This is a genomic window from Megasphaera sp. MJR8396C (genome assembly GCF_001546855.1).
In the GTDB taxonomy this organism is placed as follows: Bacteria; Bacillota; Negativicutes; order Veillonellales; family Megasphaeraceae; genus Megasphaera.
Genome location: NZ_KQ958206.1, coordinates 29,195 through 52,580, shown reverse-complemented (window position 1 = coordinate 52,580; position 23,386 = coordinate 29,195). Strand labels below are relative to the sequence as shown.

The 23,386-nt window shown below is 52.2% G+C and carries 24 protein-coding genes; 3 read left to right on the top strand and 21 right to left on the bottom strand.

Annotated features, from left to right (window positions below; genetic code table 11):
* Positions 1–33: 33 nt before the first annotated feature.
* The 12 genes from HMPREF3201_RS09295 to HMPREF3201_RS09240 form a co-directional block, all read right to left on the bottom strand.
* Positions 34–1,206: a pyridoxal phosphate-dependent aminotransferase gene (locus HMPREF3201_RS09295; protein WP_062412795.1), complete on the bottom strand. Its 1,173-nt coding sequence runs from the start codon at positions 1,204–1,206 to the stop codon at positions 34–36.
* 150 nt (positions 1,207–1,356) lie between these two features.
* Positions 1,357–2,556 carry an alanine racemase gene (gene alr / locus HMPREF3201_RS09290; protein ID WP_062412794.1) on the bottom strand — a complete coding sequence of 400 codons (1,200 nt, stop codon included), beginning with the start codon at positions 2,554–2,556 and terminating at the stop codon, positions 1,357–1,359.
* Between the two features lie 57 nt (positions 2,557–2,613).
* A complete protein-coding gene (locus HMPREF3201_RS09285; protein WP_062412793.1) occupies positions 2,614–3,876 on the bottom strand; it encodes a serine hydrolase domain-containing protein in 1,263 nt (420 codons plus the stop codon).
* A 119-nt stretch (positions 3,877–3,995) separates the two neighbouring features.
* On the bottom strand, positions 3,996–4,781 hold the full coding sequence (locus tag HMPREF3201_RS09280) for a hypothetical protein (RefSeq protein WP_062412792.1): 786 nt from the start codon (positions 4,779–4,781) through the stop codon (positions 3,996–3,998).
* 103 nt (positions 4,782–4,884) lie between these two features.
* A complete protein-coding gene (locus HMPREF3201_RS09275; RefSeq protein ID WP_062412791.1) occupies positions 4,885–6,072 on the bottom strand; it encodes a tetratricopeptide repeat protein in 1,188 nt (395 codons plus the stop codon).
* 168 nt (positions 6,073–6,240) lie between these two features.
* Entirely contained in the window at positions 6,241–7,095 is an 855-nt protein-coding gene (locus tag HMPREF3201_RS09270; RefSeq protein WP_062412790.1) for a pirin family protein, read from the bottom strand.
* A 48-nt stretch (positions 7,096–7,143) separates the two neighbouring features.
* Positions 7,144–7,839, bottom strand: coding sequence for an aspartate/glutamate racemase family protein (locus HMPREF3201_RS09265; RefSeq protein ID WP_062412789.1), 696 nt, complete (start codon positions 7,837–7,839; stop codon positions 7,144–7,146).
* Between the two features lie 141 nt (positions 7,840–7,980).
* Positions 7,981–8,463 (bottom strand): prolyl-tRNA synthetase associated domain-containing protein, encoded by a 483-nt coding sequence (locus HMPREF3201_RS09260; RefSeq protein ID WP_062412788.1) that lies wholly within the window; start codon positions 8,461–8,463, stop codon positions 7,981–7,983.
* A gap of 235 nt (positions 8,464–8,698) precedes the next feature.
* The gene (locus HMPREF3201_RS09255) at positions 8,699–9,442 is read right to left on the bottom strand and encodes an SDR family oxidoreductase (protein WP_062412787.1); all 744 of its coding nucleotides are present in this window, start codon (positions 9,440–9,442) and stop codon (positions 8,699–8,701) included.
* Between the two features lie 22 nt (positions 9,443–9,464).
* The gene (locus tag HMPREF3201_RS09250) at positions 9,465–9,890 is read right to left on the bottom strand and encodes a hypothetical protein (RefSeq protein WP_062412786.1); all 426 of its coding nucleotides are present in this window, start codon (positions 9,888–9,890) and stop codon (positions 9,465–9,467) included.
* 2 nt (positions 9,891–9,892) lie between these two features.
* Complete coding sequence (locus HMPREF3201_RS09245; RefSeq protein ID WP_062412785.1) at positions 9,893–10,261, bottom strand: cyclophilin-like fold protein; 369 nt, start codon at positions 10,259–10,261, stop codon at positions 9,893–9,895.
* The gene (locus HMPREF3201_RS09240; protein WP_062412784.1) at positions 10,254–10,748 is read right to left on the bottom strand and encodes a flavodoxin; all 495 of its coding nucleotides are present in this window, start codon (positions 10,746–10,748) and stop codon (positions 10,254–10,256) included. The genes HMPREF3201_RS09245 and HMPREF3201_RS09240 overlap by 8 nt, the downstream gene beginning before the upstream one ends.
* Before the next feature lie 104 nt (positions 10,749–10,852).
* Here HMPREF3201_RS09240 and HMPREF3201_RS09235 point away from each other — a divergent pair, with 104 nt between their 5' ends.
* The gene (locus HMPREF3201_RS09235; protein ID WP_062412783.1) at positions 10,853–11,788 is read left to right on the top strand and encodes a LysR family transcriptional regulator; all 936 of its coding nucleotides are present in this window, start codon (positions 10,853–10,855) and stop codon (positions 11,786–11,788) included.
* Between the two features lie 65 nt (positions 11,789–11,853).
* Positions 11,854–14,331, top strand: coding sequence for an excinuclease ABC subunit UvrA (locus HMPREF3201_RS09230; protein ID WP_062412782.1), 2,478 nt, complete (start codon positions 11,854–11,856; stop codon positions 14,329–14,331).
* A gap of 151 nt (positions 14,332–14,482) precedes the next feature.
* Here the strand turns inward: HMPREF3201_RS09230 and HMPREF3201_RS09225 are convergent, their stop codons facing one another.
* The 8 genes from HMPREF3201_RS09225 to HMPREF3201_RS09190 form a co-directional block, all read right to left on the bottom strand.
* On the bottom strand, positions 14,483–14,674 hold the full coding sequence (locus tag HMPREF3201_RS09225; protein WP_062412781.1) for a FeoB-associated Cys-rich membrane protein: 192 nt from the start codon (positions 14,672–14,674) through the stop codon (positions 14,483–14,485).
* Positions 14,675–14,707: 33 nt separating this feature from the next.
* The gene (gene feoB / locus HMPREF3201_RS09220; protein WP_062412780.1) at positions 14,708–17,092 is read right to left on the bottom strand and encodes a ferrous iron transport protein B; all 2,385 of its coding nucleotides are present in this window, start codon (positions 17,090–17,092) and stop codon (positions 14,708–14,710) included.
* Between the two features lie 19 nt (positions 17,093–17,111).
* Positions 17,112–17,348, bottom strand: coding sequence for a FeoA family protein (locus HMPREF3201_RS09215; protein WP_044504160.1), 237 nt, complete (start codon positions 17,346–17,348; stop codon positions 17,112–17,114).
* Between the two features lie 21 nt (positions 17,349–17,369).
* Entirely contained in the window at positions 17,370–17,663 is a 294-nt protein-coding gene (locus HMPREF3201_RS09210; protein ID WP_062412779.1) for a DUF2325 domain-containing protein, read from the bottom strand.
* Positions 17,664–17,924: 261 nt separating this feature from the next.
* Positions 17,925–20,018 (bottom strand): heavy metal translocating P-type ATPase, encoded by a 2,094-nt coding sequence (locus HMPREF3201_RS09205; RefSeq protein ID WP_062412778.1) that lies wholly within the window; start codon positions 20,016–20,018, stop codon positions 17,925–17,927.
* Between the two features lie 2 nt (positions 20,019–20,020).
* Positions 20,021–20,650, bottom strand: a complete 630-nt coding sequence (locus HMPREF3201_RS09200; protein WP_062412777.1) for an HMA2 domain-containing protein — start codon at positions 20,648–20,650, stop codon at positions 20,021–20,023.
* 2 nt (positions 20,651–20,652) lie between these two features.
* Positions 20,653–20,937, bottom strand: coding sequence for an HMA2 domain-containing protein (locus HMPREF3201_RS09195; RefSeq protein ID WP_062412776.1), 285 nt, complete (start codon positions 20,935–20,937; stop codon positions 20,653–20,655).
* Positions 20,938–21,017: 80 nt separating this feature from the next.
* The gene (locus HMPREF3201_RS09190) at positions 21,018–21,236 is read right to left on the bottom strand and encodes a hypothetical protein (RefSeq protein WP_044504165.1); all 219 of its coding nucleotides are present in this window, start codon (positions 21,234–21,236) and stop codon (positions 21,018–21,020) included.
* 306 nt (positions 21,237–21,542) lie between these two features.
* On the opposite strand from HMPREF3201_RS09190, the gene HMPREF3201_RS09185 reads away from it, so the two are divergent.
* Positions 21,543–22,262 carry a BUD32 family EKC/KEOPS complex subunit gene (locus HMPREF3201_RS09185; protein WP_062412775.1) on the top strand — a complete coding sequence of 240 codons (720 nt, stop codon included), beginning with the start codon at positions 21,543–21,545 and terminating at the stop codon, positions 22,260–22,262.
* Here the strand turns inward: HMPREF3201_RS09185 and dprA are convergent.
* Positions 22,257–23,381 carry a DNA-processing protein DprA gene (gene dprA, locus HMPREF3201_RS09180; RefSeq protein WP_227163088.1) on the bottom strand — a complete coding sequence of 375 codons (1,125 nt, stop codon included), beginning with the start codon at positions 23,379–23,381 and terminating at the stop codon, positions 22,257–22,259. The two genes, HMPREF3201_RS09185 and dprA, sit on opposite strands and share 6 nt — an antisense overlap.
* Between the last annotated feature and the right edge of the window lie 5 nt (positions 23,382–23,386).

Below are 23,386 nucleotides of genomic sequence, written 5' to 3'. Positions count from 1 at the left end.
AAGTAAGGAGTTGACAACAATACAGAAATAAGATTACTTGCGATATTTTTCGACGAAGCGGCCCATTCTCTTCAAGGCTTCTTCAATCGTTTCCATGCTGGTTGCATAGGAAATGCGGACAAAGCCTTCGCCCTGTTCGCCAAAGGCCGTACCGGGAACGACGGCAACTTTTTCTTCCTGTACCAATTTTTCGCAGAATTCCGAAGATTTCATGCCCGTGCAGCGGATATCCGGGAAGATGTAGAAGGCGCCCTTCGGTTCAAAGACCGGCAGGCCGATGTCGCGCAGGCCTTTATAGATAACTTGGCGGCGGCGGTCGTATTCCTGACGCATAGCTTCTACTTCTTCATCGCAGTCCTTGAGGGCCGTAATCCCACCGAACTGAGCCGTCGTGTTGGCACACATGATAGCGTACTGGTGGAGTTTCAAAATCGGAGCTAAGCCATCGCGAGGTGCGCAGATATAGCCGAGACGCATACCGGTCATGGCATGGGCTTTGGAGAAACCGTTGAATACGATGGTCCGTTCACGCATGTCCGGTAATTTAGCAAAGGTCGTGAATTTAGCATCGCCGTACATGAGTTCGCAGTAAATTTCGTCGGCCATGACGATGAGGTCGTGTTTCTTAACGAATTCAGCAATAGGCATCAATTCTTCAGCCGTCATGACGGTACCGGTCGGGTTGTTCGGATAGCCAATGACCAGGGCTTTCGTCTTCGGTGTAACGACTTTTTCCAGAGCTGCCACGCTCAGTTTAAAATCATCCTCCGGATACGTCGGTACGAAAACGGCTTTCCCGCCTGCTAATTCAACAGCTGCCGGATAAGCTACATAAGCCGGATCCGGAATAAGGACTTCGTCGCCCGGTTCGGTCATAGCCAACAGAGCCATCGCGAGGCCTTCGGAAACGCCGACGGTAACCAAGATTTCATCTTTCGGATCGTACTTGACGCCATAGCGTTTTTCAAATGTTTCGCTGATGGTTTCACGCAGTTCCATCATGCCCGAGTTGCCGGTATAACTCGTTTCTTTCGCATCGAGGCTGGCCTTCATGGCATCGATAACTTTGTCGGGGGCCGCAAAATCCGGTTCGCCGATACTGAGGGACAGAACGCCTTCGACCTGAGCCGCAATATCAAAGAATTTGCGAATCCCCGATGGCTTGATAGCCCTAACATTTGCCGCTGTTTTGTCATTCCAATTCATACTAATACACCGCCTTTTCCTATGATTATTTTTGCACTTTAATATGCATTCTTTACATATATTATATCACTTTTGCAAGAATGATAAAAGGTTTATAACAAAAAAAATGCTGTTCCTCTCATGAGGACAGCATTTTTCCTTATCGATCGTCTATGGTTTGTCAAAAAGATACTCTTCCCGGCCGACAGCCTTGCCGTTTTTCATATAGACACGGGGGACGCGGCGGGACAAGTTGCACATGATTTCATAATTAATCGTACCGCAGACCTGAGCAATTTCTTCAATGGGAATGAAGCTGTCGCCCTGTTGGCCGAAGAGGACGACTTCATCACCAGCGTGGACGTTGGCTTCGCCGCTGACGTCGATCATGCACTGGTCCATGCAGATCGTCCCGACTTGAGGGACGCGGTGACCGTGATAGAGAACGTCGACCTTGCCCGACAAGATACGGGAATACCCGTCGGCATAGCCTACGGGTAGGGTCGCGATTTTGCGGCGTTCCGGTGCCGTATAGTGACGACCGTAGCTGACGGTAGCCCCGGCGTCGATGAGTTTGACGTGGGCGATACAGCAGCGAAGGGACATGACCGGCCGCAGGTCAAAGGGCGTAATATCGACGTCCGGCGACGGTTCACAACCGTACATGATGATGCCCGGCCGCACCATGTCGCAGTAATAGTCCGGGAGCTCGAGGACAGCCGCACTGTTGCAGCAGTGACGCAGGGCAATGTCGATACCTTCTTCTTCCATGCGCTTGCACATCCAGCGAAAATGGCCGTACTGTTCATGGGTAAATGTTTTATCTTTACAGTCCGATACGGCAAAATGGGTAAAAATGCCGCGGACCTCGATATTGGGCAGGGACGCCAGGGTCTTGATATCGGCGACACTGGCTTCATTGACGGGAAAGCCGACGCGGCTCATGCCCGTATCGATAGCGATATGGACGCGCAGCACCTTGCCCAGCCGCTGTGCTTCTTCGGAAAAAAAGCGGGCATTCTTCAAGTTGAAGACGGCCGGTTCGATATCATAAGTCAACAGTTCTTCCGTCCGCCGGGCATCGGTGTGGCCGAGGATGAAGATTTCCTTGTCGAGATGGGCATAGCGCCGCAGTTCAACGGCTTCATCGAGGCTGGAAACGGCAAAGCAGTCGGCCCCATTTTCCGCAAAGGTTCGAGCCAACTCGACGCTGCCGTGGCCATAGGCATTGGCCTTGACGACGGCTGCAATTTTGACGTCCGGTCCGACGTGTTTCCGAATCTGACGCATATTATGGGCCGCTGCATCGAGATCAATTTGGGCCCACACAGCCCGCCGCGTAAAATTCATGGTACTTTCATAAGCATTCATCTATATATCGCCTTCCCCTATGGAACTTTCCGTATTGGTATCATCATAGCACAGGGCCTAGAGGCCGTCAATAAAACGGCACAAGCCGTCTAAGACCCGCTCTTCCCAGATATAATTGGTGCTGAAGGAGCCGCAGCTTCCCGGGTCTTCTTCAGCCATCCCCTCGCCATTCATGACGTAGGCAAAACCGCTTCTCGTACCTGGTATGACAAAGAGACCCGATAGTAAGCCGAAGGCTTGCCCCGTATGGCCCCAAAGAGAAATTTCTTTCTCGCGGCACGGCCGGGCCGGGCCATCGCCGTCGACGCCAAATTCACCCAAGCCATAGGTGAAGATCGTCTGCCCGCAGGTATCACCGTTGTGGCCGTCATAGGTCCACTGAGGAGAAAACATCTCCCGCAGCGACGACGCCTGTAAAATGCGCCGTCCCCGATAGACGCCGTCATGGAGGATCATCTCCAGGGTCTGCCCCATTTCATCGAGGGATAGCCGCAGACCACCTTGAGGGGAAAATAAAGTAGCATTGGTCCCCGGTTGGTATCCGGCCAGTTCATAAATTTGACAGACAGCCTCATCGTAGGGATTTTGAAGGGCAATCGTATCCCTCTCAGGCTGATGGCCCTTAAAGTCGTCCATCCTCCCTATCCAGCGCCCTTGTTCTTCATCCTTGCCATATATCGTGCCCAGTTTTTCAAATTCATCAGCCAGTAAATTTCCCGGCACGTAGTCAGCCCGACAGTCGAGGTCCTTTAGAAGGTGTGCCTTTTGATAGTCATCAAAACGCTGGCCGGTCACGGCTTCAATGACCGTCCCTAAGAGGCCGTAATTAAGGTTACAGTAGGTAAAGTACTGTCTCGGCACTTCTTCTGGCGGTGCGAAATGCTGCCCATTTTCCCAGTAGGGACTTCCGGGCTTAAAAAAAGCTTCGACGGAAACAGCCGGCGGGATGCTGTAGACTCTCCCGTCGCGAAGACCCGACGTATGAGAAGCCAGCATGCGCAGGGTCAAAGGAATATCGTCATGAGCCGGATGGCGCAGGCGAAAGCCAAGGTAACGGCTGACGTCGTCATCAAGAGACAACCGCCCCCTTTCGGCCAACTGCAGAAGTGTAAAAATGGTGAACATCTTCGACACCGAAGCGATGCGAAACCGGCTGTCCGCCGTCATCGGCAAAGACTTGGGCTGAAACCGGCGAAAACCGCCCGTAAAGCGGTACACCTCCCGGCCTTCATGATAGACCAAGAGGGCCAAGCCAGGTACTTGAAGTAAATCATCGCCAATGAGGGAGGAAAAATAAGCGTCCCAATCGTCAAACTTCATAGGCCACCTCCTAAAAAATAGCTTCGGTCCAAACAATAAGACTCATGAAAAAAAGACTGCCCTTGCAGACAGTCTTCCTTACCACAGAAGGCCTCCCTTTTTCCGTTGAAAAGGACGCCTTACCCGCGGTAATTTTCCGGATAAATGGTGATATCGAAATGATTCTTATCCCATTCGTGTGTAATTTGATGCTTGTACGGAGCCAAGGCATTGAGAAGGACTTCATATGCCTTGCTGCCCTGATAGATGCCGTCATCGGAGATATCGACTTTATAGCCATTTTCATGGGAATAAAGACCGCTGGCATGGTAGCCGCCTTCGGCACCGCCAGTGATGATGAAGGAAATCCCGGCCTGACGGGCTTCCGCATTCAACCGATCCAAAAAGGCAATGGTCGAGCTTTGGAAATGAACCGTATCGGTCGTGCGATTGCTGTCCCACGGCGTATCCATGCCTTCCGTGCTGCTCCACTTACGAAGATTGCTCTTGCCAAAGTCGCGGCGATAGGCGTAGGCATTGGCAATGGCCGCATCGTACGAATCATGCTGGTACTGGTATTGGTACTGATCTTCGTATTTTTGGCGGTTCCACGGCGTAATGACCGTCGCTTCATGAGTCGATTCGGCATAGTGGTACTTTTCGTCACCTGCAAGGTTCACAGCCGGCGCACTTTCCTTAGCACCCAAAATTTTCTGGACCCGATCTTTCAGCGAACCTTCATGGTGTTCTCCACTCTTTGCCGGAACATATTGTTTCTGCGTCGGCCCTTCTTTCTGAGCCTCATCTGCCGCATCTACCGCTGCAGATACGGTCTTCTCCGTCTTGACCTGTACTTCTGCTGCCGACGCCGTAACAACGCCCATGAGGCAGCATATGGACAAGGCCGCGATAACAGCCTTCTTCATCAAATTCCCCCTTCAATACGATGTGTTGTATATTATAGGCAGTTTCACTCAAGAATAACGTTTAAATTATAGCACATCTCGAGGGAATTTGAAAAGTAATTTATTATTCCAATAAATCGCGCTGCATCAGTTCCTGTGCCGAAACCTCATCCTGATCGGCTTTCTGATTGTCTCCCAGCTTACGGAAGGCTTGGCTGCGCAATTTATAGCCCTCTGCGTAGGGTTCGATGGCAATGGACTTGGTAAGGTATTCGACGGCTTTCTTGTAATCACCTTGATCTAAGGCCAGTTGACCGATACTGTCGTAGACGGCATGGTAGTCGGCATCAGTTTCTGCCAGACGCAGGGCGTTGGCATAGTCCTTCCGAGCCTTATTATACTGTTTGAGGTGGCGGTAGCATTCGCCGCGGTTATTATAGTCGATGGACGTTTCATGCATAGACAAGGACTTGGTTAAATCGGCAATCCCCTTTTCATGCTGCAATAAGTTGGCATAGATTAAGCCCCGCACGGAGTAGACCTCCCAATTTCCCGGATCCTGTTCAACGGCTTTATTCACGAGGTTCAGGGCCATTTCGTTCATGCCGATCTTTCCGACCGTGACGCTGGCTAATAAATAATGACCTTGGTGCATGAGCTCATACGCCGTGCCGATGTCCATGCGCTGCTTGGCCAGCTGCTTCTTCCCCTGTTTTTGGTAAATCTGACTTTCCAAGAAATAATTTTGGGAGAAATAAGGCATGATTTTTTCACCTTGACGGATATCGGCCAAGGCCAGATCGTAGGAGTCACTCTTGGTGTAGGTCCGAGCCCGATTGAAATAGGCCATGACCTGATAAGGTTCGCCCGGTTTCGACAGGGTCAAAGCCTGGGTATAGTCCTTGATGGCCAACTTATAGTCCCGGCGCTTTTCGTAAACCGTACCGCGGTTGAGGTACAGTGAGGCATTATCCGGTTCCAAAGAAACGGCCTTGTCATTGTCAGCCAGCGATTCGTCTGTGCGGTCCATCATCAAGTAAATCAAGCCCCGGCGGGCATACAGATCGGCGTTGTTCGGATTGTCTTCAATCCGGCGGTTCACGATCTGCAAAGCTTGTTCATAGTCTTTATTCTGAACTGCCTGAGAAACGCCGCTGTCCTGATTGGCTTCTGGCAAGGCCGATGTCGCTTCCGCGGCCGCTGCCTGAGTCGTCACATCACTGCCGGGAGCACCTTCTGCCAAGGAAAAGCCAGGCATCATCAGCAGGCAGGACGCCATCCCGGCCAGCACACATCGTTTCAATCCATTCATAGTCAACCCTCCTTATAGGTGGTCAAATTGACGCTTACTGTATATATTTCGACATTCTTTAAAAAATTCCTTCAAAAACTTTGCCAAAGATTGAAATCACCGTTTTTTCGCCTTCAAGGGACAAAAAAATCCTCCCGGACGGATATCCGCAACCGGGAGGAATCAAGGTTAGCCTTTATGAGGGTCAAAGTCGAGGCGGTCTTTTATGAAAGTATTATTTTGCAGTTCTTCAAAGGCCTGCCGTAATTCTTCATTGGTATTCATGACAATCGGGCCGCCCCAGACGACGGGTTCATGAAGGGCCTTGGACTGCATGACCAAAATCTGCGACCCGCCTTCAGCGCCTTGCAGCACCAGTGTATCGCCGTCAGAAAGTTTAACGGCCGTCTTGGCTTCGACGGTTTCACCGGCAACGACAGCATCGCCCAAGAGGGTGAAGGCCATGACCGAATCGTCGGCCTTGGTATCGAGGACAAATTCAGCACCGGCGTCTAAATGGATGTCGTAGTAATTAAGGGGCAGATGATCGCCCTGATGGGCTTTATAATCCTTATAGGTACCGGCCAAGAGGCGAATAAAGCCGCCTTCGATTTGGATGTCTTCGATTTCATCGTTGCCGATATGGCGATACGTCGGCTGGCTCATCTTTTCCTTCTGGGGCAGGTTGAGCCACAGCTGGACGCCTAAAATCCGCGGCGATGCCGGAACCTGTTCTTCGTGAAGGATGCCGGATCCGGAATTCATCCACTGGACTTCGCCGTCAGAAATACTATCTTCATTCCCCAGGGTATCCTTGTGGACCATCTTGCCTTTATAGAGGTAGGTTACCGTTTCAATCCCCCGGTGAGGATGCATGGGAAATCCCGCCGTGTAGTCATCGGGATTGGTACTGTCAAAAGAATCGAGCATCAGAATCGGGTCAAAGGTTTCTACCGTAGCGTTTCCCAAGACGCGGGTCAAGTGGACACCGGCTCCGTCGATAGCTTTAGAACCTTTCACGCGCTTTACAATTATCCGTTCCATACGTTTCCTCCCTTTCCATATACACATTTCCAAAAAAATAATTTGCTGTCAATCCTTCAAGATGACATCGATCAAGGCCTCAATATGGACCTTCATGACGTCGATATAGGGGACGGGCAGATTGATATCGCCAAAGATCAGTGGCAGCTCCGTACAACCGAGGACGATGGCTTGTACCTTTTCTTCTTCAATCAATCGCATGGCCGTTTGCCGGAAAGCGTCCTGCGTATCGGGCACGATTTTGCCCAATTCCAGTTCGGTCTCGATTTTCATCCCCATATACGCTTTTTCCGCCTCATTGGGGGTCACAACGGTGACGCCGTGATCCGAAAAATGACGCTGAAAGAAGGATCCATTCATCGTCGGCAGCGTTCCCAAAAGACCGACTCGATCATAGCCTTTCGAAAGCGCATGACTACAGGCCGTATCCACCATACTGATGATGGGAATGGGCGAAGCTTTTGAAAGTTCATCATAGACGATATGAGGCGTAATCCCGGTCAAAGCCCCGTACTGTGCGCCGGCAGCGGCCAAGTTCTGAAAGCCCTTTGCTAAGTAGGCCGTCAAACCCGCATAATCCTTTGCCTCACAGAAGGCCAAGACATCAAAGACACTCAGACTTTCAATGGTCAAATTCGGAAAAAAATTCCGTCCCGACCGCTGCTGTACGCCATATTCAAGGGCCCGATAGTACTCAATCGTCGATTCAGGACCAGTCCCGCCGATAAGTCCTAATTTCTGCACCGTATCACGCCTTTCTCATTCAGAATCCGACTGCGCTAAAACGCTGTCATTAGGTTAATGATACCTTTTTTATCTAAATTGGTAAAGAGGTCATTTTTTCGATTCTGTCTAGAAAACCTTATCGACGCTGTGCAGAAGCATTCAGATGTCGACAAACTCCCCGTCATGACCTTCTTCCCTAAGGAGCTTCATCAAGTCATCGGCCAAAAGCCATACCGTCGCCGTATTGTCATTGGGGTGGACGCCGATGAGATGGCCTTTAAAATCGACATCGAGGTAAAAATAGACTTTTCCGGCCTTATCATTGAGGAGGCCCAAAGGCGTCACGGCTCCCGGCGTCAGGCCCAAGATGGCCAGCAAGTCGTCGGCCGAGGCAAAGGAAAGGGGCCGCAGCCCTTGGCGTTTGCGAAACGCCTTCAAGTCGACCCGCTTATCACCCTTGACGGAAATCAAATAGTAGTTCCTTTTCTTGTCATCGCGGACAAAGAGATTTTTAGCATCCCATTTGGGATACGGCAGTTCCACGGCCCCTAATTCTTCCATATTGAAAACGGCGTCATGATTCGTCACTTCATAGGAAATGCCCTTGGCCGTCAAATAAGCGTAGATTTCATCTTTTCCCATAGCCCTCTCTCCATCTCTGAACGGTTGCAGTAATCGCCCTGTACGTCCTTTCCGGAAAATCAGAAAAAACGACCGTCACGAAAAAGGGGATCGTCTGCCGCAAATTATAGCTATATGTTATCAGTGTATCATGTTTTTGGTAGTTTTGAAACTAAAAAAGAGCGCCCAGCTCTCAAAAAGCTGCAGCACCCTTTATAGTGACCCTATCCTCTATTTGCTTCAAAAACGCTTATTCCTAAGCCTGACTCGTCGGATAAATCGTCATTTCACTGATATCGACGTCTTCCGGCTGTTCCAGGGCAAAGCGGACACAGGCGGCAACGGCATCGGGAGAAATGCTGTGGGCTTTATAAAAAGTCTTCATCCGATCTGCCGTCGCCGCTTCACCGATATGATGTATGAGTTCCGTATCAATGGCCGCAGGAAACAGCGTCGTCGTGCGAATATTCGTCCCTTCCTGAGCCGACTCCATGCGGACGACTTCCATGGCGTTGCGGACGGCAAACTTCGTAGCCCCATAGACGCCGGAGCCGACGTAATGCTTAAGGCCGGCTACCGACGAGGTAGTGATAATATGGCCGCTCTTTTGGGCCTTAAAGATCGGCATGACGGCGACGATGCCGTGGAGGACGCCTTTGAGGTTGACGTCGATCATGGCATTCCACTCATCGATGCGAAGGTCACTCATGGACGAATTGGGCATGATGCCGGCATTATTGAAGATGGCGTCGACCCGTCCGAACTCATCCATGGCGGCTTGTACCAAACCTTGGACCTGGTCGAGTCGGGTCACATCGACGGAATAATAAGCGCCTTTTCCGCCTAAGTGCTGAATATTCCGGACCAAGGCTTCCAGCCGCTCTGTCCGGCGGGCGCCGAGCATAACTTTTGCCCCGTGTTTGGCCAGCATGACGGCTGTCGCCGCCCCGATACCGGACGAGGCCCCGGTGATGACGACGACCTTATCTTGAATGGACATGTTCATTCTCCTTTCTTAGCAATTAATCTTCCTTCGTCAGCCGGTGGTTATAGCGGACGACGTTCATTTCTTTTAGATTGTCAGGATTGATTTCAATCGTTTCCCCGTAGGGTTCTAAGTAGATGCTGTGGTCCCCCTTAATCGACCAGGTCCCGGAATAGATGTTATCCACGTTATGCTGATTTTCGGTCCATGTATGGTCGGCATGAAAGGTAATCTTTTGGTTGATATCGGTATCGATATGGTTGATCCATACGCCGACGATATCCTTATCTTCGATCGTTCCTTTTTTACTGGCCGATGAAGATGCATCGGCCGTCGAAGCTTGTACTGCACCGGTGTCCGGCTTAGCAGCATCGGCACTTTGACCGTCTTGGCTGCAGCCGGCCAGAAAAGCCGAGAACAGGCCAATCATTAAAATGGCAGTGATTTTTTTCGACAGTTTCATCATCATGACTCCTTTACCGTTTCAAATAAAATCGTTGCTTCCGGCATCCCCGAAAAGAATCGGATATCGTCCTCGATATGACCGATGGACACCTGTTCAAAGACTTCTCCGTTTTGGCCGTATAAGATGACCAGACTCCCTAAGGGCGGCCAATAGGAAATGTCGCCGACGGCGTAGTCTTTATTTTGTGATGCCTTGACGGGCAGGCTGCCGCCGCCGAAGCGATGGCACATTTCCCGACCGTAGAGATTAGACATCTTGATCGTAAAGGGCATCTTTTTTAATAAGGCCTTGGCTGTCGCGTTGTCTTCCCATTGGGCCGACAAAACGGTCGAGCCGTTGACGGTTACTTTTACCTTTGCGTTATTCATTTGATTGAGTCACTCCTAACTGATGAATCCATTTTTGGATTTTTTGCTGACAATGGTTCACGTCGTAACTTCCGATGCAGAGCCCCCGACCGATGACCGACGCCGGCAGATACCGTTTCATATCGGCCATCGTATCCTGCAAATCGCTGCCGCCGGAGGTAGCAAAGGGAATGACCGTCTTTCCCGAAAAATCATAGGCTTCATAAAAGGACCGAACGACCATGGGTTCGCAGTACCACCAAATCGGATGGCCAATGAATACCACGTCGTAGTCATCCATATTGGCCACCCGATTCGTCAAAGACGGCCGGATATCGTCGATCAACTCTTGATGGGCTTGACGCGAACAAGGGTCGTGAGCCTCAGGATAAGGCCGGTCGGTTCGTATCTCAAACAAGTCGCCTCCGGTCTGGCGGGCAATTTCCTGGGCAACGGCGCGGGTGTTTCCGCTGTGTGAAAAATAAGCGATTAATATCGTATGCTTCATGACTATCCCTCCTTCATCGACAAGGTTATTATGCCACGTCCGGCCTTGACTGAGAATCGTCAATCCGTTAGTATGGTATTAACCAAAAGTTAACGGAGGCCACGATGGATATTCAAAACCTGCAAACCTTCCTGGCTGTCGCCAAGCTGGGAAGTTTTACCAAGGCGGCCGAGCAGAACTTCATCTCTGCCACAGCCGTCATGAAGCAAATCAATAAACTCGAAAGTGAACTCGGCTGCACCCTCTTGGAACGGTCGTCAGCGGGCATCCGTCTAAAACCGGAAGGAGAAGTCTTTCTCACCTATGCCCAGCAGCTCATCGAGCTGGCCCATCAGGCCTATTTGGCCTGCCACGCGACGACGAACCACGTATTCACCCTGCGCCTGGGGACGTCCCTTCTCCATCCCAGCCGGCCCTTCTTATCGATTTGGAACCGCATCAAGGGCCACCTGCCCCAATACAGTCTGACCATCGTCCCGCTTCCGAGCGACCTCGTCACCCAGAACCGGGAGTACGAAGCCCTGGGAAAGAGCTGCGACATCCTCATCGGCACCTTTGACCAGGCGACGACCCACACCTTGGTCGACGCCATTCCCTTAGGGTCTTATCGCTTCAGCATTGCCGTCCGGTCCGACAACCCACTGGCCGAAAAAGAAAGCCTTGCCATCAAAGATTTGGAATCCCAGCACCTGCTCATGGTGCCCCGGGGCATTAGTCACAAAAACGATCTGCTCCGCGACCGGATGGAAAAAGAATTATCCCATTGTCAGATTCTCGAAACGCCGGGCCGCTACAGCCTCGATACCTTCAATGCCGCCATCGACAAAAATGCGGCCCTCATCAATCTGACGCCGTGGGAAGACATCCATCCCGGGCTGGTCAGTATCCCTTTACAAACAGATATCACCGTCGACTACGGCATCCTGGCTGCCAAAAATGCGCCTTCTCAGGTCAAAGAATTTCTATCGACGATACGCTATCAGATTCTCACCCAGATGGGAGAATACGGCCCGGTTACCCCGGTTGACAAGAGTCCCTGACCCTGGTCCCCGCCTCGATACCCCTACCGCTGTAAAAAAATAAATTTAGGATTGGAGTGAAAGCCATGATTGATAAGATGCTCATTCGCGGAGCCAAAGTCCATAACCTCAAAAATATCGACGTCGATATCCCCCTCCATAAAATCGTCGGCATTGCCGGCGTCTCCGGATCGGGAAAATCGTCCCTGGCCCTTGGCGTCCTCTATGCCGAAGGATCCCGCCGTTACTTAGAATCTCTATCGACCTATACCCGCCGCCGCATGACCCAGGCATCGCAGGCTGCCGTCGATGAAGTCCGCTATGTGCCGGCAGCTCTGGCCCTTCACCAACGGCCAGGCATTCCCGGAATCCGCAGTACCTTCGGCACGGGAACGGAACTCCTAAACAGCCTGCGCCTCATCTATTCCCGCCTGGCCAGCCACCGCTGCCCCAACGGTCATTACGTCCCGCCGTCCTTAAACGTGGCCGCGGAAAAAGACCTCATCTGCCCCCAGTGCGGCGCCCATGTTACGCCGCCTTCGGCAGAGGAACTGGCCTTTAATTCCCAAGGCGCCTGCCCCGACTGCAGCGGCACAGGCATGGTCCGCACCGTTGACATGGCCACCCTCGTCCCCGATGAGTCGCTCACCATCGACGACGGCGCCGTCGCTCCCTGGAACAGCCTCATGTGGTCCCTCATGACCGACGTCTGCCGGGCTATGGGAGTCCGCACCGACGTGCCCTTTAAAGACTTGACGGAGAAAGAAAAAGATATCGTCTACCATGGACCGGCGGTGAAAAAGCATATCTTTTATAAATCGAAAAATTCCAATGAAGCCGGTGAACTCGACTTCACCTACTACAACGCTGTCTATACCGTTGAAAATGCCCTCTCTAAGGTTAAAGACGAAAAGGGCATGAAGCGCGTCGAAAAATTCTTGAAGGAAGAAGTCTGCCCGACCTGTCACGGGACCCGCCTGTCGGAAGCGGCCAGAGCTCCCAAGGTACAGGGCATCTCCCTTGACCAAGTCTGCACCATGCCTCTTTCGGCCTTAACCGGCTGGGTCCAAGCCGTCCCCGGGTCCCTGCCGAAAGAGATGCAGCCCATGGCCCACAGCATCTGTGACGCCTTTGAAAATACGGCAAAGCGCCTCATCGACTTAGGCCTGGGTTACCTCAGCCTCGACCGCTCGGCCGGGACCTTATCGACGGGAGAGCGTCAGCGCATGCAGCTGGCCCGAGCCGTCCGCAACCGCACGACGGGCGTACTCTACGTCCTCGACGAACCATCCATCGGGCTCCATCCGTCGAATATTGTCGGCCTCATCGGCGTCATGAACGACCTCATCGCCGACGGCAATTCGGTCATCCTCGTCGACCACGACACGCAGATTTTAAAAAAAGCCGATTGGATCATCGAAATGGGACCTCAGGCAGGCATAAATGGCGGCCATGTCTTAGCCGAAGGAACGATAAAAGCCATCGAAGACAATCCGGTCTCCCAAATTGGGCCCTTCCTGTCGGGCAAAACCCAGACGAAAATCCGCAAAGATGTCCCTCCTTCGGACCTCTTCGCTGAGGGTCACATCAAGCTCTCAACGGATTCCATTCACACCGTAAAACCCCTGGACCTGGCAATCCCAAAAGGCCGATTGACCGTCGTCACCGGCGTATCTGGTTCGGGTAAGACGACTTTGGTACTAGAAAGTTTGATTCCGGCCTTAGAGGCTGCCATCAAGGGCCATCCCTTCCCAGACCATATCCGCAGCATCGAGGCAGGCGGCATCGAGCAGGTAAAACTCATCGATGCTACCCCCATCGGCATCAACGTCCGTTCTACCGTCGCTACCTATGCCGGCGTTCACGACGAACTGCGAAAACGCTTTGCCAAATCGCCTGATGCTATAGAACATGGCTACAAGGCCAAAAACTTTTCGTACAACACCGGTTCCCTGCGCTGCCCGGACTGCGACGGTACTGGCACGGTCAGTCTCGACGTCCAGTTTCTGCCCGACGTCAATATCCCCTGCCCGACCTGTCATGGCTCACGCTATGCCCCGGCCGCAGTGGAGGTCGGCTTGACCAATAAAAAAGGCCAGACCTTGACCCTTCCGGAAGTGATGGCCATGGATGTCCACTCCGCCCTTGAATTTTGCGCCGACTGGAAGAACATCGCCCAGAAACTCACCACCCTCAACCGCCTGGGCCTGGGGTACCTCACCCTCGGCGAAGAAACGCCCAGCCTTTCCGGCGGCGAAGCCCAGCGCTTGAAACTGGCCAGTGAAATGGGGCGAACGCAGACGGCATCGCTCTTCGTCTTTGACGAACCGAGTATCGGTCTCCATCCCCTGGACGTGCAGGTCCTGCTCCAAGTCTTTCAGGCCCTCCTCGACCAAGGGGCGACGGTCCTCGTCATCGAACACGATCTCGACGTCATCCGTAACGCCGACTACATCATCGATATGGGCCCCGGCGGCGGCGAAGACGGCGGCCGCATCACGGCCACAGGTACACCGGAAGATATCAAGAAAAATAAGGCCAGTATCACCGGCCGTTATTTATAACACAAAACGCCTCACCGCCGAATTCTTCATATCTCAGTAAAGGACTCGATGGTGAGGCGTCTTATGATGTACAGCAAATTTGTTTCTTTCATGCAAAAGAACCTCCACCGGCCAAAGTGACCGATGGAGGTTCAGTGCTGTTATCTGCTATTTACTTTTGGCAGCAAGGCGGGAGTTTAGATTTATCCCCCGTCTTCGACTGTCCGCTTGCGGAGCAGCTGCCCGAGCAGCCGCCGCCACCGCAGCAACCGGCCGTTCCGTTGAACAGACCACGGACGTGACGGATGAAGTACGCTACGGCGATGATGACGACGATAGCGACAATAATCGTTGCAGGACTCATACCAGAACCCCCCTTTCGATAGGATCAAACTGCTTATGCACCGAGGCCGGCCATAAGGGCTAACTGATAGGTAACGTAAGCCAAGACATATGCCAAGACGAGGCACATAGCATCGCTGGCAAGGAGCATCTTCCAGGAACCCGTTTCACGCTTGATGACAGCCATCGCAGCGACGCAAGGCATGTAGAGCAAGGTGAAGACCATCAGCGACAGGGCAACGGCCGGGTTGAAGTTCGGGTCATCAGCGAGGAAGGTGATGAGGTTAGCTTCATGGGTATCGTCAGCCTGGACGCTGTAAATCGTAGCCAAGGTCGAAACCATGACTTCTTTGGCGGCCGTGCAGGCAACGATGGCGACGCCGATCTTCCAGTCATAACCGAGCGGTGCGATGACCGGTTCGATGAAGTGGCCTAAGCGGGCTGCATAGGACTGGGAAATCTTTTCAGCATTCTGCTGGCTGTCGAGTTCGCTGGTAGCATCGTCAGCAGCAACTTTGGCGTCGAATAACGGAAGAGCCTGCGCATAAACCGTCGGGTTCGAAGCTTCGAGATCAGCAAAGGCATCGGGATACTGCGGTTTTTCTTCCACAGCTTCGGCCTGCTGGACGCTTTCAACGTCTTCTTCTTCGCTGTCTTCTTCTTCAGCAGCAGCGTCGGCAGCGGCAATCATGGATTCGTACATGCCGTTCAATTCGCTGTTCTGATCGATGGACGTGAGACCATAGGTCTGAAGGATATCAGCCTGTTTCTGTTCCATCTGAGCGCTGACCTGGTCTTTCGCAGCATCGAAGTCCTGAGAATACTGGACATCCATCGGATATGCCGTGAGGAACCAAACGATGATCGAAGCGCCGAGGATGAAGGTACCGGCCTTTTTAAGGTACAGTACGCTGCGTTCCCACATGTGCATGAGGACGCCTTTCAGGGTCGGAATGTGGTACGGCGGCATTTCCATAACGAACGGTTCCTGTTCGCCTTTAAAGGTCGTGTGACGCAGAACCAAGGCGACGGCAACGGCGACGATGATACCTAAGAGGTAGACGCCGAAGAGAACCGTACCACCGTAACCGGAAGCGCCGAAGAAGGCGCCGATGAGCAGGGTATAAACAGGAAGACGGGCGCCGCAGCTCATGAAGGGGCACGCCAGGATAGTGACCAGGCGGTCCTTTTCATTATCAAGCGTACGTGCAGCCATGATGCCCGGCACGTTACAGCCAAAGCCGAGAATCATCGGAATGAACGACTTCCCGTGAAGGCCAAGGGCACGCATAGCGCGGTCGATGAGGAAGGCGGCGCGGGCCATATAGCCTGTATCTTCGAGCAAACTGATAAAGAAATACAAGAGGATGATAAGCGGTACGAAACTGAGGACCGAACCGACACCGCCGATAACGCCGTCGACGAGAAGGGATCTCAGCTGTTCATCTGCAACAACCGTACTCAGCCAATCGCCAAGCATGCCAAACCCTTGGTCGAGCCAATCCTGAGGATAAGCACCGAGGTCGATGACGACGGTAAACATGAGCCACATGAGACCCAGGAAAATAGGAATCCCCAAGATACGGTGGGTCAAGACGCGGTCGATTTTATCAGACAAGGTATCGCTCGTACCGACATTGATGATAGATTTATTAAATACGTCAGTCGCGAATTGGTAGCGGCATTGAGCAAAATAGAAGTCTAAATCGATTTTTTCAGTCAGGGAATTGCGGAGCGAAGCCGCCAGTTCCAAGATATGTTCCGTTCCGTCGATGGCTTTGACCTTGGCAACGGCATCGGAGTCGTTTTCAAGGAGCTTAACCGCTAACCAACGAACAGGATAGTTGATGACGTCGATCTTTTCGATAGCATCGGTCAAATTGGCAATGGCCGGTTCGACGTCTGCACCGTAATCGACTTCAGCATTGACCAGGTGTTTCGCTTCCATGCTGGAAATAGCGTCGAGCAGTTCTTTCGTGCCTAAGTTCTTGCTGCCGACTAAAGGAACGACGACGGCACCGATCTGACGGCCTAACTTTTCGATGTCGATCTTAATGCCCATTCGTTCGGCAATATCCATCATATTCAGGGCGATGACCATCGGCCGTCCTAATTCGACGAGCTGAGCAGCCAAATACAAGTTACGTTCGAGATTGGATGCATCGAGAACGTTGACGATGATATCTGGCTTTTCATTGATGATAACGTTACGGGCAACGACTTCGTCCAGCGACCGTGCCGTCAAGCTGTACGTGCCCGGCAAGTCGACGAAGAGCAAGTCTTTGCCATTAAAGGTGCGATGGCCTTCCTTCTTTTCGACAGTGACGCCGGGATAGTTGCCGACGTGCTGTTTTGAACCTGTAATGTTGTTAAAAATCGTCGTTTTCCCGCAGTTAGGGTTGCCGGCGAGGGCGACCTTAATTTTTCCTGCATTTTCCATGACTACTAAATACCCCCTTTTATTGATCCACGGCTACAGAAATCATAGCCGCTTCGTTCATGCGCAAGGCCATGGCACAGCCTTTGATCTTGACTTCGACCGGATCTCCGAGAGGGGCCTTTTTAAAAACAGAAATACGAGAACCTTTGACGACGCCCATGTCGACCAGGCGATGCTGGATGTTTCCTCGACCTTCAAGGGCTTCGACAATACCCGACTGACCGACTTTCATGTCAGCTAACGAAACAATCTTCATGACTAACTCCCCTTTGCTGGCCTAGACGGCGGCTTCCTCCGTCCTGGCTGCTAGTATAGTTTTCAGTGCGCTTGAGCTGCTGGTATGGGAACGGACGATATCCACGTTCTTACGCTGGGCTTCCTTCAGAGCGCAGCGGACCATACTGTGACTCACGGTACTGGTAAACAACACCACCAAATCAGGCGACCCGATTTTTGACTTAAAATCACTGGGCACCTGTGTAAAAACTTTGGCCTTATAATCGAATTCTTTGCAAATACGTTTATAACGGCACACCATGCAATCATTTCCACCTACGATGACGACACTCATTTACATCGCTCCTTTCAGCTCCGTAAATAATACTCACACATCCCTTCAACTAATGATAATATATTTCATTACCAAACATATTATATATTTTTTCACATACTCTGTCAACACTTTGCTATTGAAATTCATTTATAAAAAGAAAGAAGCGTACCGAGATACGCTTCTTATCTTTACAGAATGCAGGTTGATGCATTCTTTTGAATATGTGATTTTTCGTATCATTTAAGAATCGTTTTCTAAAATCGATAACGACTTCTTATTTCAGGCTCTTCGTACCTTCGGCACGGATGGCCCGAGAATGCGAACGCTGTTCAATACGACGGCTAAGGTTGCCGTGTTGTGGATAACAGCGGCCCATAAGGGGCTGATTTTCCCTAAGGCCCCGAGGAGCATAGCGGCCGAGTTGACGGCAATGGTCGCCGTGAAGTTCTGATTGATGGCCCGCATCGTTTCTCGTCCGATATGGAGGGCATCATACAATTTAGCTGGATCTTCTGAACGGATGGTAATGGCTGCCGATTCGGCTGCGATGTCGGTCTTGTTGCCGCCGAGGCTGACGCCGATATCGGAAAATGCCAGGGCCGGTGCATCGTTGATGCCGTCGCCGACCATCATGACGTTGCCTCTTTTTTGCATCTTCATGACGTAGTTGGCTTTTTCTTCCGGCAGGATTTCAGCGTAGTACGAGTCGATATCCATATCCTGGGCAACTTCTGCGGCCACGTCTTTCGAGTCGCCGGTAAGCATGACGACTTCGTCGATGCCTAAGCGGCGCATGCGGTTCAAGGTCTTCTTCATGCCCGGTCGGATCGGATCCTGAATGGTGAGGAAGCCGAGGTACTGGCCGTCACGGGCGATGTACAAGAGGTTCTTGCCCCAGGTCTTATTATCGACGGTCGGCATACCTTCGACATTGGATTCGGTCATGAACCGGCGGCTGCCGACGAGGATGTCGCCGCCTTCATAGCTTTCAAAGGGCGGAACGACGGCCTTCATGCCCCGGGCAACGATCGTTTCCGAAGATGTGTGCGGTGGTGTCTGCCAGCCCTTGGCATTGACGTATTTCTGAACGGCTACGGCCAGCGGATGGACGGAGTGCATTTCTGCCGACGCCGCCAAGAGAATCATTTCCTTATCGCTGACCCCCTGGACCGTTTCGATGTGGTCGATTTGAGGAACGCCCATGGTGATGGTCCCCGTCTTATCGAGAACGACGGTGTCGATATCGGCCAGGTTTTCGATGTAGTTGCCGCCTTTGATGAGAATCCCTTTCCGGGCGGCAACGCCGATGGCTGCCGAAATGGCCGTTGCCGTCGACAGTTTCAGGCCGCACGAGAAGTCGATGAACAAGAGGTTGAGTACCCGTTGCCAATCCTTAGTCGCCCCATAGACGATGGCCGCGCCGATAAAGGAAATCGGAACCAAGAGGTTGGCCATCTTATCAGCAAAATTCTGAACCGGCGCCCGACGGGTCTGGGCTTCTTCGACGAGGTGAATGATCTGGGCCAAGGACGTATCGGCACCGACTTTTTCGACTCGGATGACGAGATCCCCCGCTTCAATGACGCTGCCGGCATAGACCGATGACTTTTCCTGCTTGATAGCCGGATTCGATTCCCCCGTAATAGAGGCCTGATTGACGGCGGCATTGCCATCGACGACAGTACCATCGACGCAGATCTTTTCACCGAGATGGACGGCGATGAGGTCTCCCCGCTTCAGCGATTCGACAGGAACCTTGTGTTCTCTACCGCCCTCGATGAGCCATACGTCGCGCTGATCGAGCTTTAAGAGGCCGGAAATCTGGCGACGGGCACGTTCAGCGGCGTATTCGGTCATCATTTCAGCCCCGTTCGACAAGGCCAGGAGGGTCAGGCTCGATTCAGGTTTCCCGGACAGGACCGAGGCAGCGACAGCCGTTGCCGTCAAGGTATCGGCGTTGGCTCGATGATCTTTTACCAGGCTGAGGAGACCGCTTTTAATATAGCGACGCGCGATGTATAAGGTAAAGAGTCGACGAAACAAGAGCATGGATCCGTAAAATTCCGGATTGACCTTGCGCAGAATGTTCATGGCGATGAAGCCGCCGACGGAGATGATGGCTTCCCGACGGTAAGTGGCAACGTCCATGTCTTCTAATTTTTCTTCTTTCTTGCGGCCGTACTTTTCTTCAAAAGCGCGGATAAACAGCTTCAAAGCCCGCAAGTCCAGGGTCTTACGATAATAGACGGTGACCTTTTTTTCTTCGACAACGGCCGAGACGATATCCCGGACCTGACGCAGCTTGACACTCAGGATAGGCCGCATGCGGCTGGGAATTTCGCTGTGTAGAAAAATCGTATTGCACAAGTACATAGCTATTCCCTCCTCAAGAGTGACAGGGCCCACCACAGCATCTGCGGTCCCGACGGGCGCTGGCCCATGAAGACCGTTTTGCGAAGGCCGCGGATGACCAGGAATAAGGCCGCCAAGGTCGTCAAATCGAGGAGATGCTTCGATTTCTTTCGAACGACTTGATTAAAGAAATCCCCCGTCGCCCGGGCAACCTTGAGGTACGTCGGTTCTGCCGGCGGGCGAGAAGCGCTCCGGTCAGCATCGTAGACGGCGTTGATAATGCCTTCCACAGCACTGGGAAAGAGGCGGGAACGGAAGAAATCTTCCAAAAGATCCAGCGCAGCTTCACTTACAGCATAGACCAAAATACTTCCCGTAGCGGTGTTGACCTCGATGGAGCTGATACCGGTCATGGCACCGATTTTCTTTTCCATGAATTCGGCCAACCCTGCATTGCCGAGAAGGGACGCAGCCCGGTAACGGCGACGGCCCGGGAGTGCGGAAACGCAGGCAAAGCGAGGCACATCGGCCTTCTTTTCTCCTTGGATTGAAGGCGCACCGGCAAAGGCGCTGCCTCCTCTTTTCTTATGGAACAAGTCGTAAACGGCTTTTCCGATCGACGTGCCCACCATAAAACCTGAGGCGTATGACATGATTACCCTCTCCTTTCAGCATGGGTCCTGATATAGTTTTCTACCCGAACGAGTTCGCCGTTGGTCCGCAGCAGCTGCGGCCGATAGGTTATCAAGACGGAACCCGTGAGGACGTTGATATCGACCTTATCGATTTCTTTATAGCTGGCAATGTAAGCGTAGACCTTGCGGCCCAGTTCAGCATTGCCAATGAGTTTCTTACTGTGCAGGCGTATGCGGCCCGGTAAGTAAGACGAGATGGAGACAGAACGAATGATGAAGTCCCATTTCGACGTCGGAATAAACATAAACGCGGCCCTTTCTCTCTTTTTACCCTTTAAAAAAGACCGTCACCGAAAGGCAACAGTCTTCTTTTTACAGTCTGTAATTATTTTGCCTGTGCGGCTTCCTGGGCTGCAATCATGTCTTCTAATTCTTCCTTCTGGCGCTGCAGTTCAGCGAGCGGAACGGAGGCCGTCAAAGCGCCGGCTGCGGGCTGCTGCATAGCAAGAAGCTGCTGTTCACGTTCGGACATCAATTTGTAGCCAAAGACACCTGCGACGACACCGATACCTAAACCAATCCAAAAATCCGTATTCTGAAACATACGACACATCTCCCTTTTTGAATAATTTATACCACTTTGCAGTTTTTATTATAAAGTGTATTTCTTCACATGTCAATATCGTTTATCAATTTCATTATAACTTTTCGGTCTATAAAAGTATATTAAGAGAGGCACTTCGTCATCCTCGAAGTACCTCTCTGCATGCTGAAAACCTTGATTTTACCGACATTTTAAACAGGATTCCGTTTCTTTTACTCCCTAAATTTGCTATAATCAAACCATACCCTGTGTATAAACCCGGTAAATAATGAAACTATGTCTTACTAATAGAAAGGTGTGACACTCTTGTTCAATCCGTCTCTTCTCCAAAAGGTTCAGGAAGCAATCGCCGAAAACCCGGACAAACGGGTTATCCCCCTTTCTTTCGATGGAATGAACTACTTTATCAAACGCCGTATGTCCAATGGCCGCAACGCCTTTGCCAAACAGAATCCCTCGGCATCTTTTTGGTGTGAAGCCTATAAAATCATGACCGTCAACTCCCGCCTGCCCTTGGCTCCAAAAATCGTCCTTCTCGACGAAGACTTCTTCGTCATGGAAAATGTAGGCAAAACCTTGCAGCGCGTCGCCAAAGAAGAGGATTACGCCGACGTGCGCCTCCATGCCTTTACCAAAGCCGGCGAAGGGCTAGCTCGCCTCCACGTCCTGGGCCTGCATCACGGCCGTCCGGCCCTGCGTGATATTGCCTATCACCGTGAAAATGATTCCGTTACCCTCCTAGATTGGGAAAATGAAAAGAAATTTATCCAGGCACCGGCTGCCGTCCTCGACCTTTTTCTCTTCATCCACAGCTGTTTTCGTGAAGAATGGTCCGATACGTCTCTCCTCAATGCCGCCCTTGCAGGCTACGCCAGTGTCGAAGGCAGTAAGCGGACCCTCAAGGGACTGAAAAACCTCATTCTCGACTACAACACCCTCTTCTATATCTGTCACGTCCTGCGTCCCTTCGGCTGGATTGACGTCGTCTCCGTCGATAAGGCACGACACTATATTTCAAAACTATAACCGAAAAGCTGCCGCAGCGCAGCGAATATAGCCGCCGGGCAGTTCCTCGACGGCTTTTTTTAGTTGCAGTCGAAGGAGGGTGTGCAGCAATTTGGGAAGCGGCAGGCCGGTCGTCAGCATCAAATCTTCGGCCGGAATGGCCCGTTCCATGGAAAGAGCGGCTAAGACCTGCCGTTCCGTCTCATCGAAGTCGATTTCTTCTCCTCCCTCCGCAGCGGTCGGAATAAGCCATCCCCGATGTTCAAAGACCTGCAAAATATCGTCGGTATCGGTCAGGGCCATGGCCCCCATCTGCAGCAGACGGTTCGTCCCTTTACTGGTTTCGGCAAAAATACTGCCGGGCATGGCAAAGACATCGCGCCCTTCCTCTAGGGCAAAGTCGGCCGTAATGAGGGATCCGCTGCCAAGGGCCGCTTCAATGACGACAGTCGCCGCTGCCATGCCGGCAATGATGCGATTGCGGGCCGGAAAATGCTGGGCCCGCGGCTCAGTCCCGAAGGTATATTCCGAAAGAATGGCGCCGCCGTTGTCGACGATGTCTCGAAATAATCGCTTATTTTCCCGAGGATACGTCCGATCCAAGCCATTGGCGGCGACGACAATAGTCCGCCCCTTCCCGTTGAGCGCTCCCCGATGAATCCGAGTATCGATGCCCCGGGCGCCTCCACTGACCAGGGTAATTCCCCGTTCGGCCAGACTCATGGCCAGGGTTTCAGCGGCATTGAGTCCATAAGGACTGGCCTTTCGCGAACCGACCATGGCCAGAGTATATCGATCACTAGCCATAGTCCCCTGACAAAAGAGAACCAGTGGCGGCTGGGCAATGAAGGGCAGCCAGCAGGGATAGTCGTCGTCCCACAGGGCAATGGGGCGAACGCCATAAAAGGAAAGTTTACGGGAAAATCCGTCCCAATCAAAAACATTTCGTTCTTCAATAAGTTTGCCAAAAGAAGTGGGTGAAAACCGCAGCCGACGCCGCAAATCGTCGTCCCACGACGTATTCCAAGCAGCCTTAGCCGAACGATAGCGGTCGAGGATAACTTTCAAGCGCCGACTGCCAAGACCGGGAAGGGATTGCAGAGCCGCTGCATACATCGTTTCTTCCGTGATGCCGCTCACGTCGT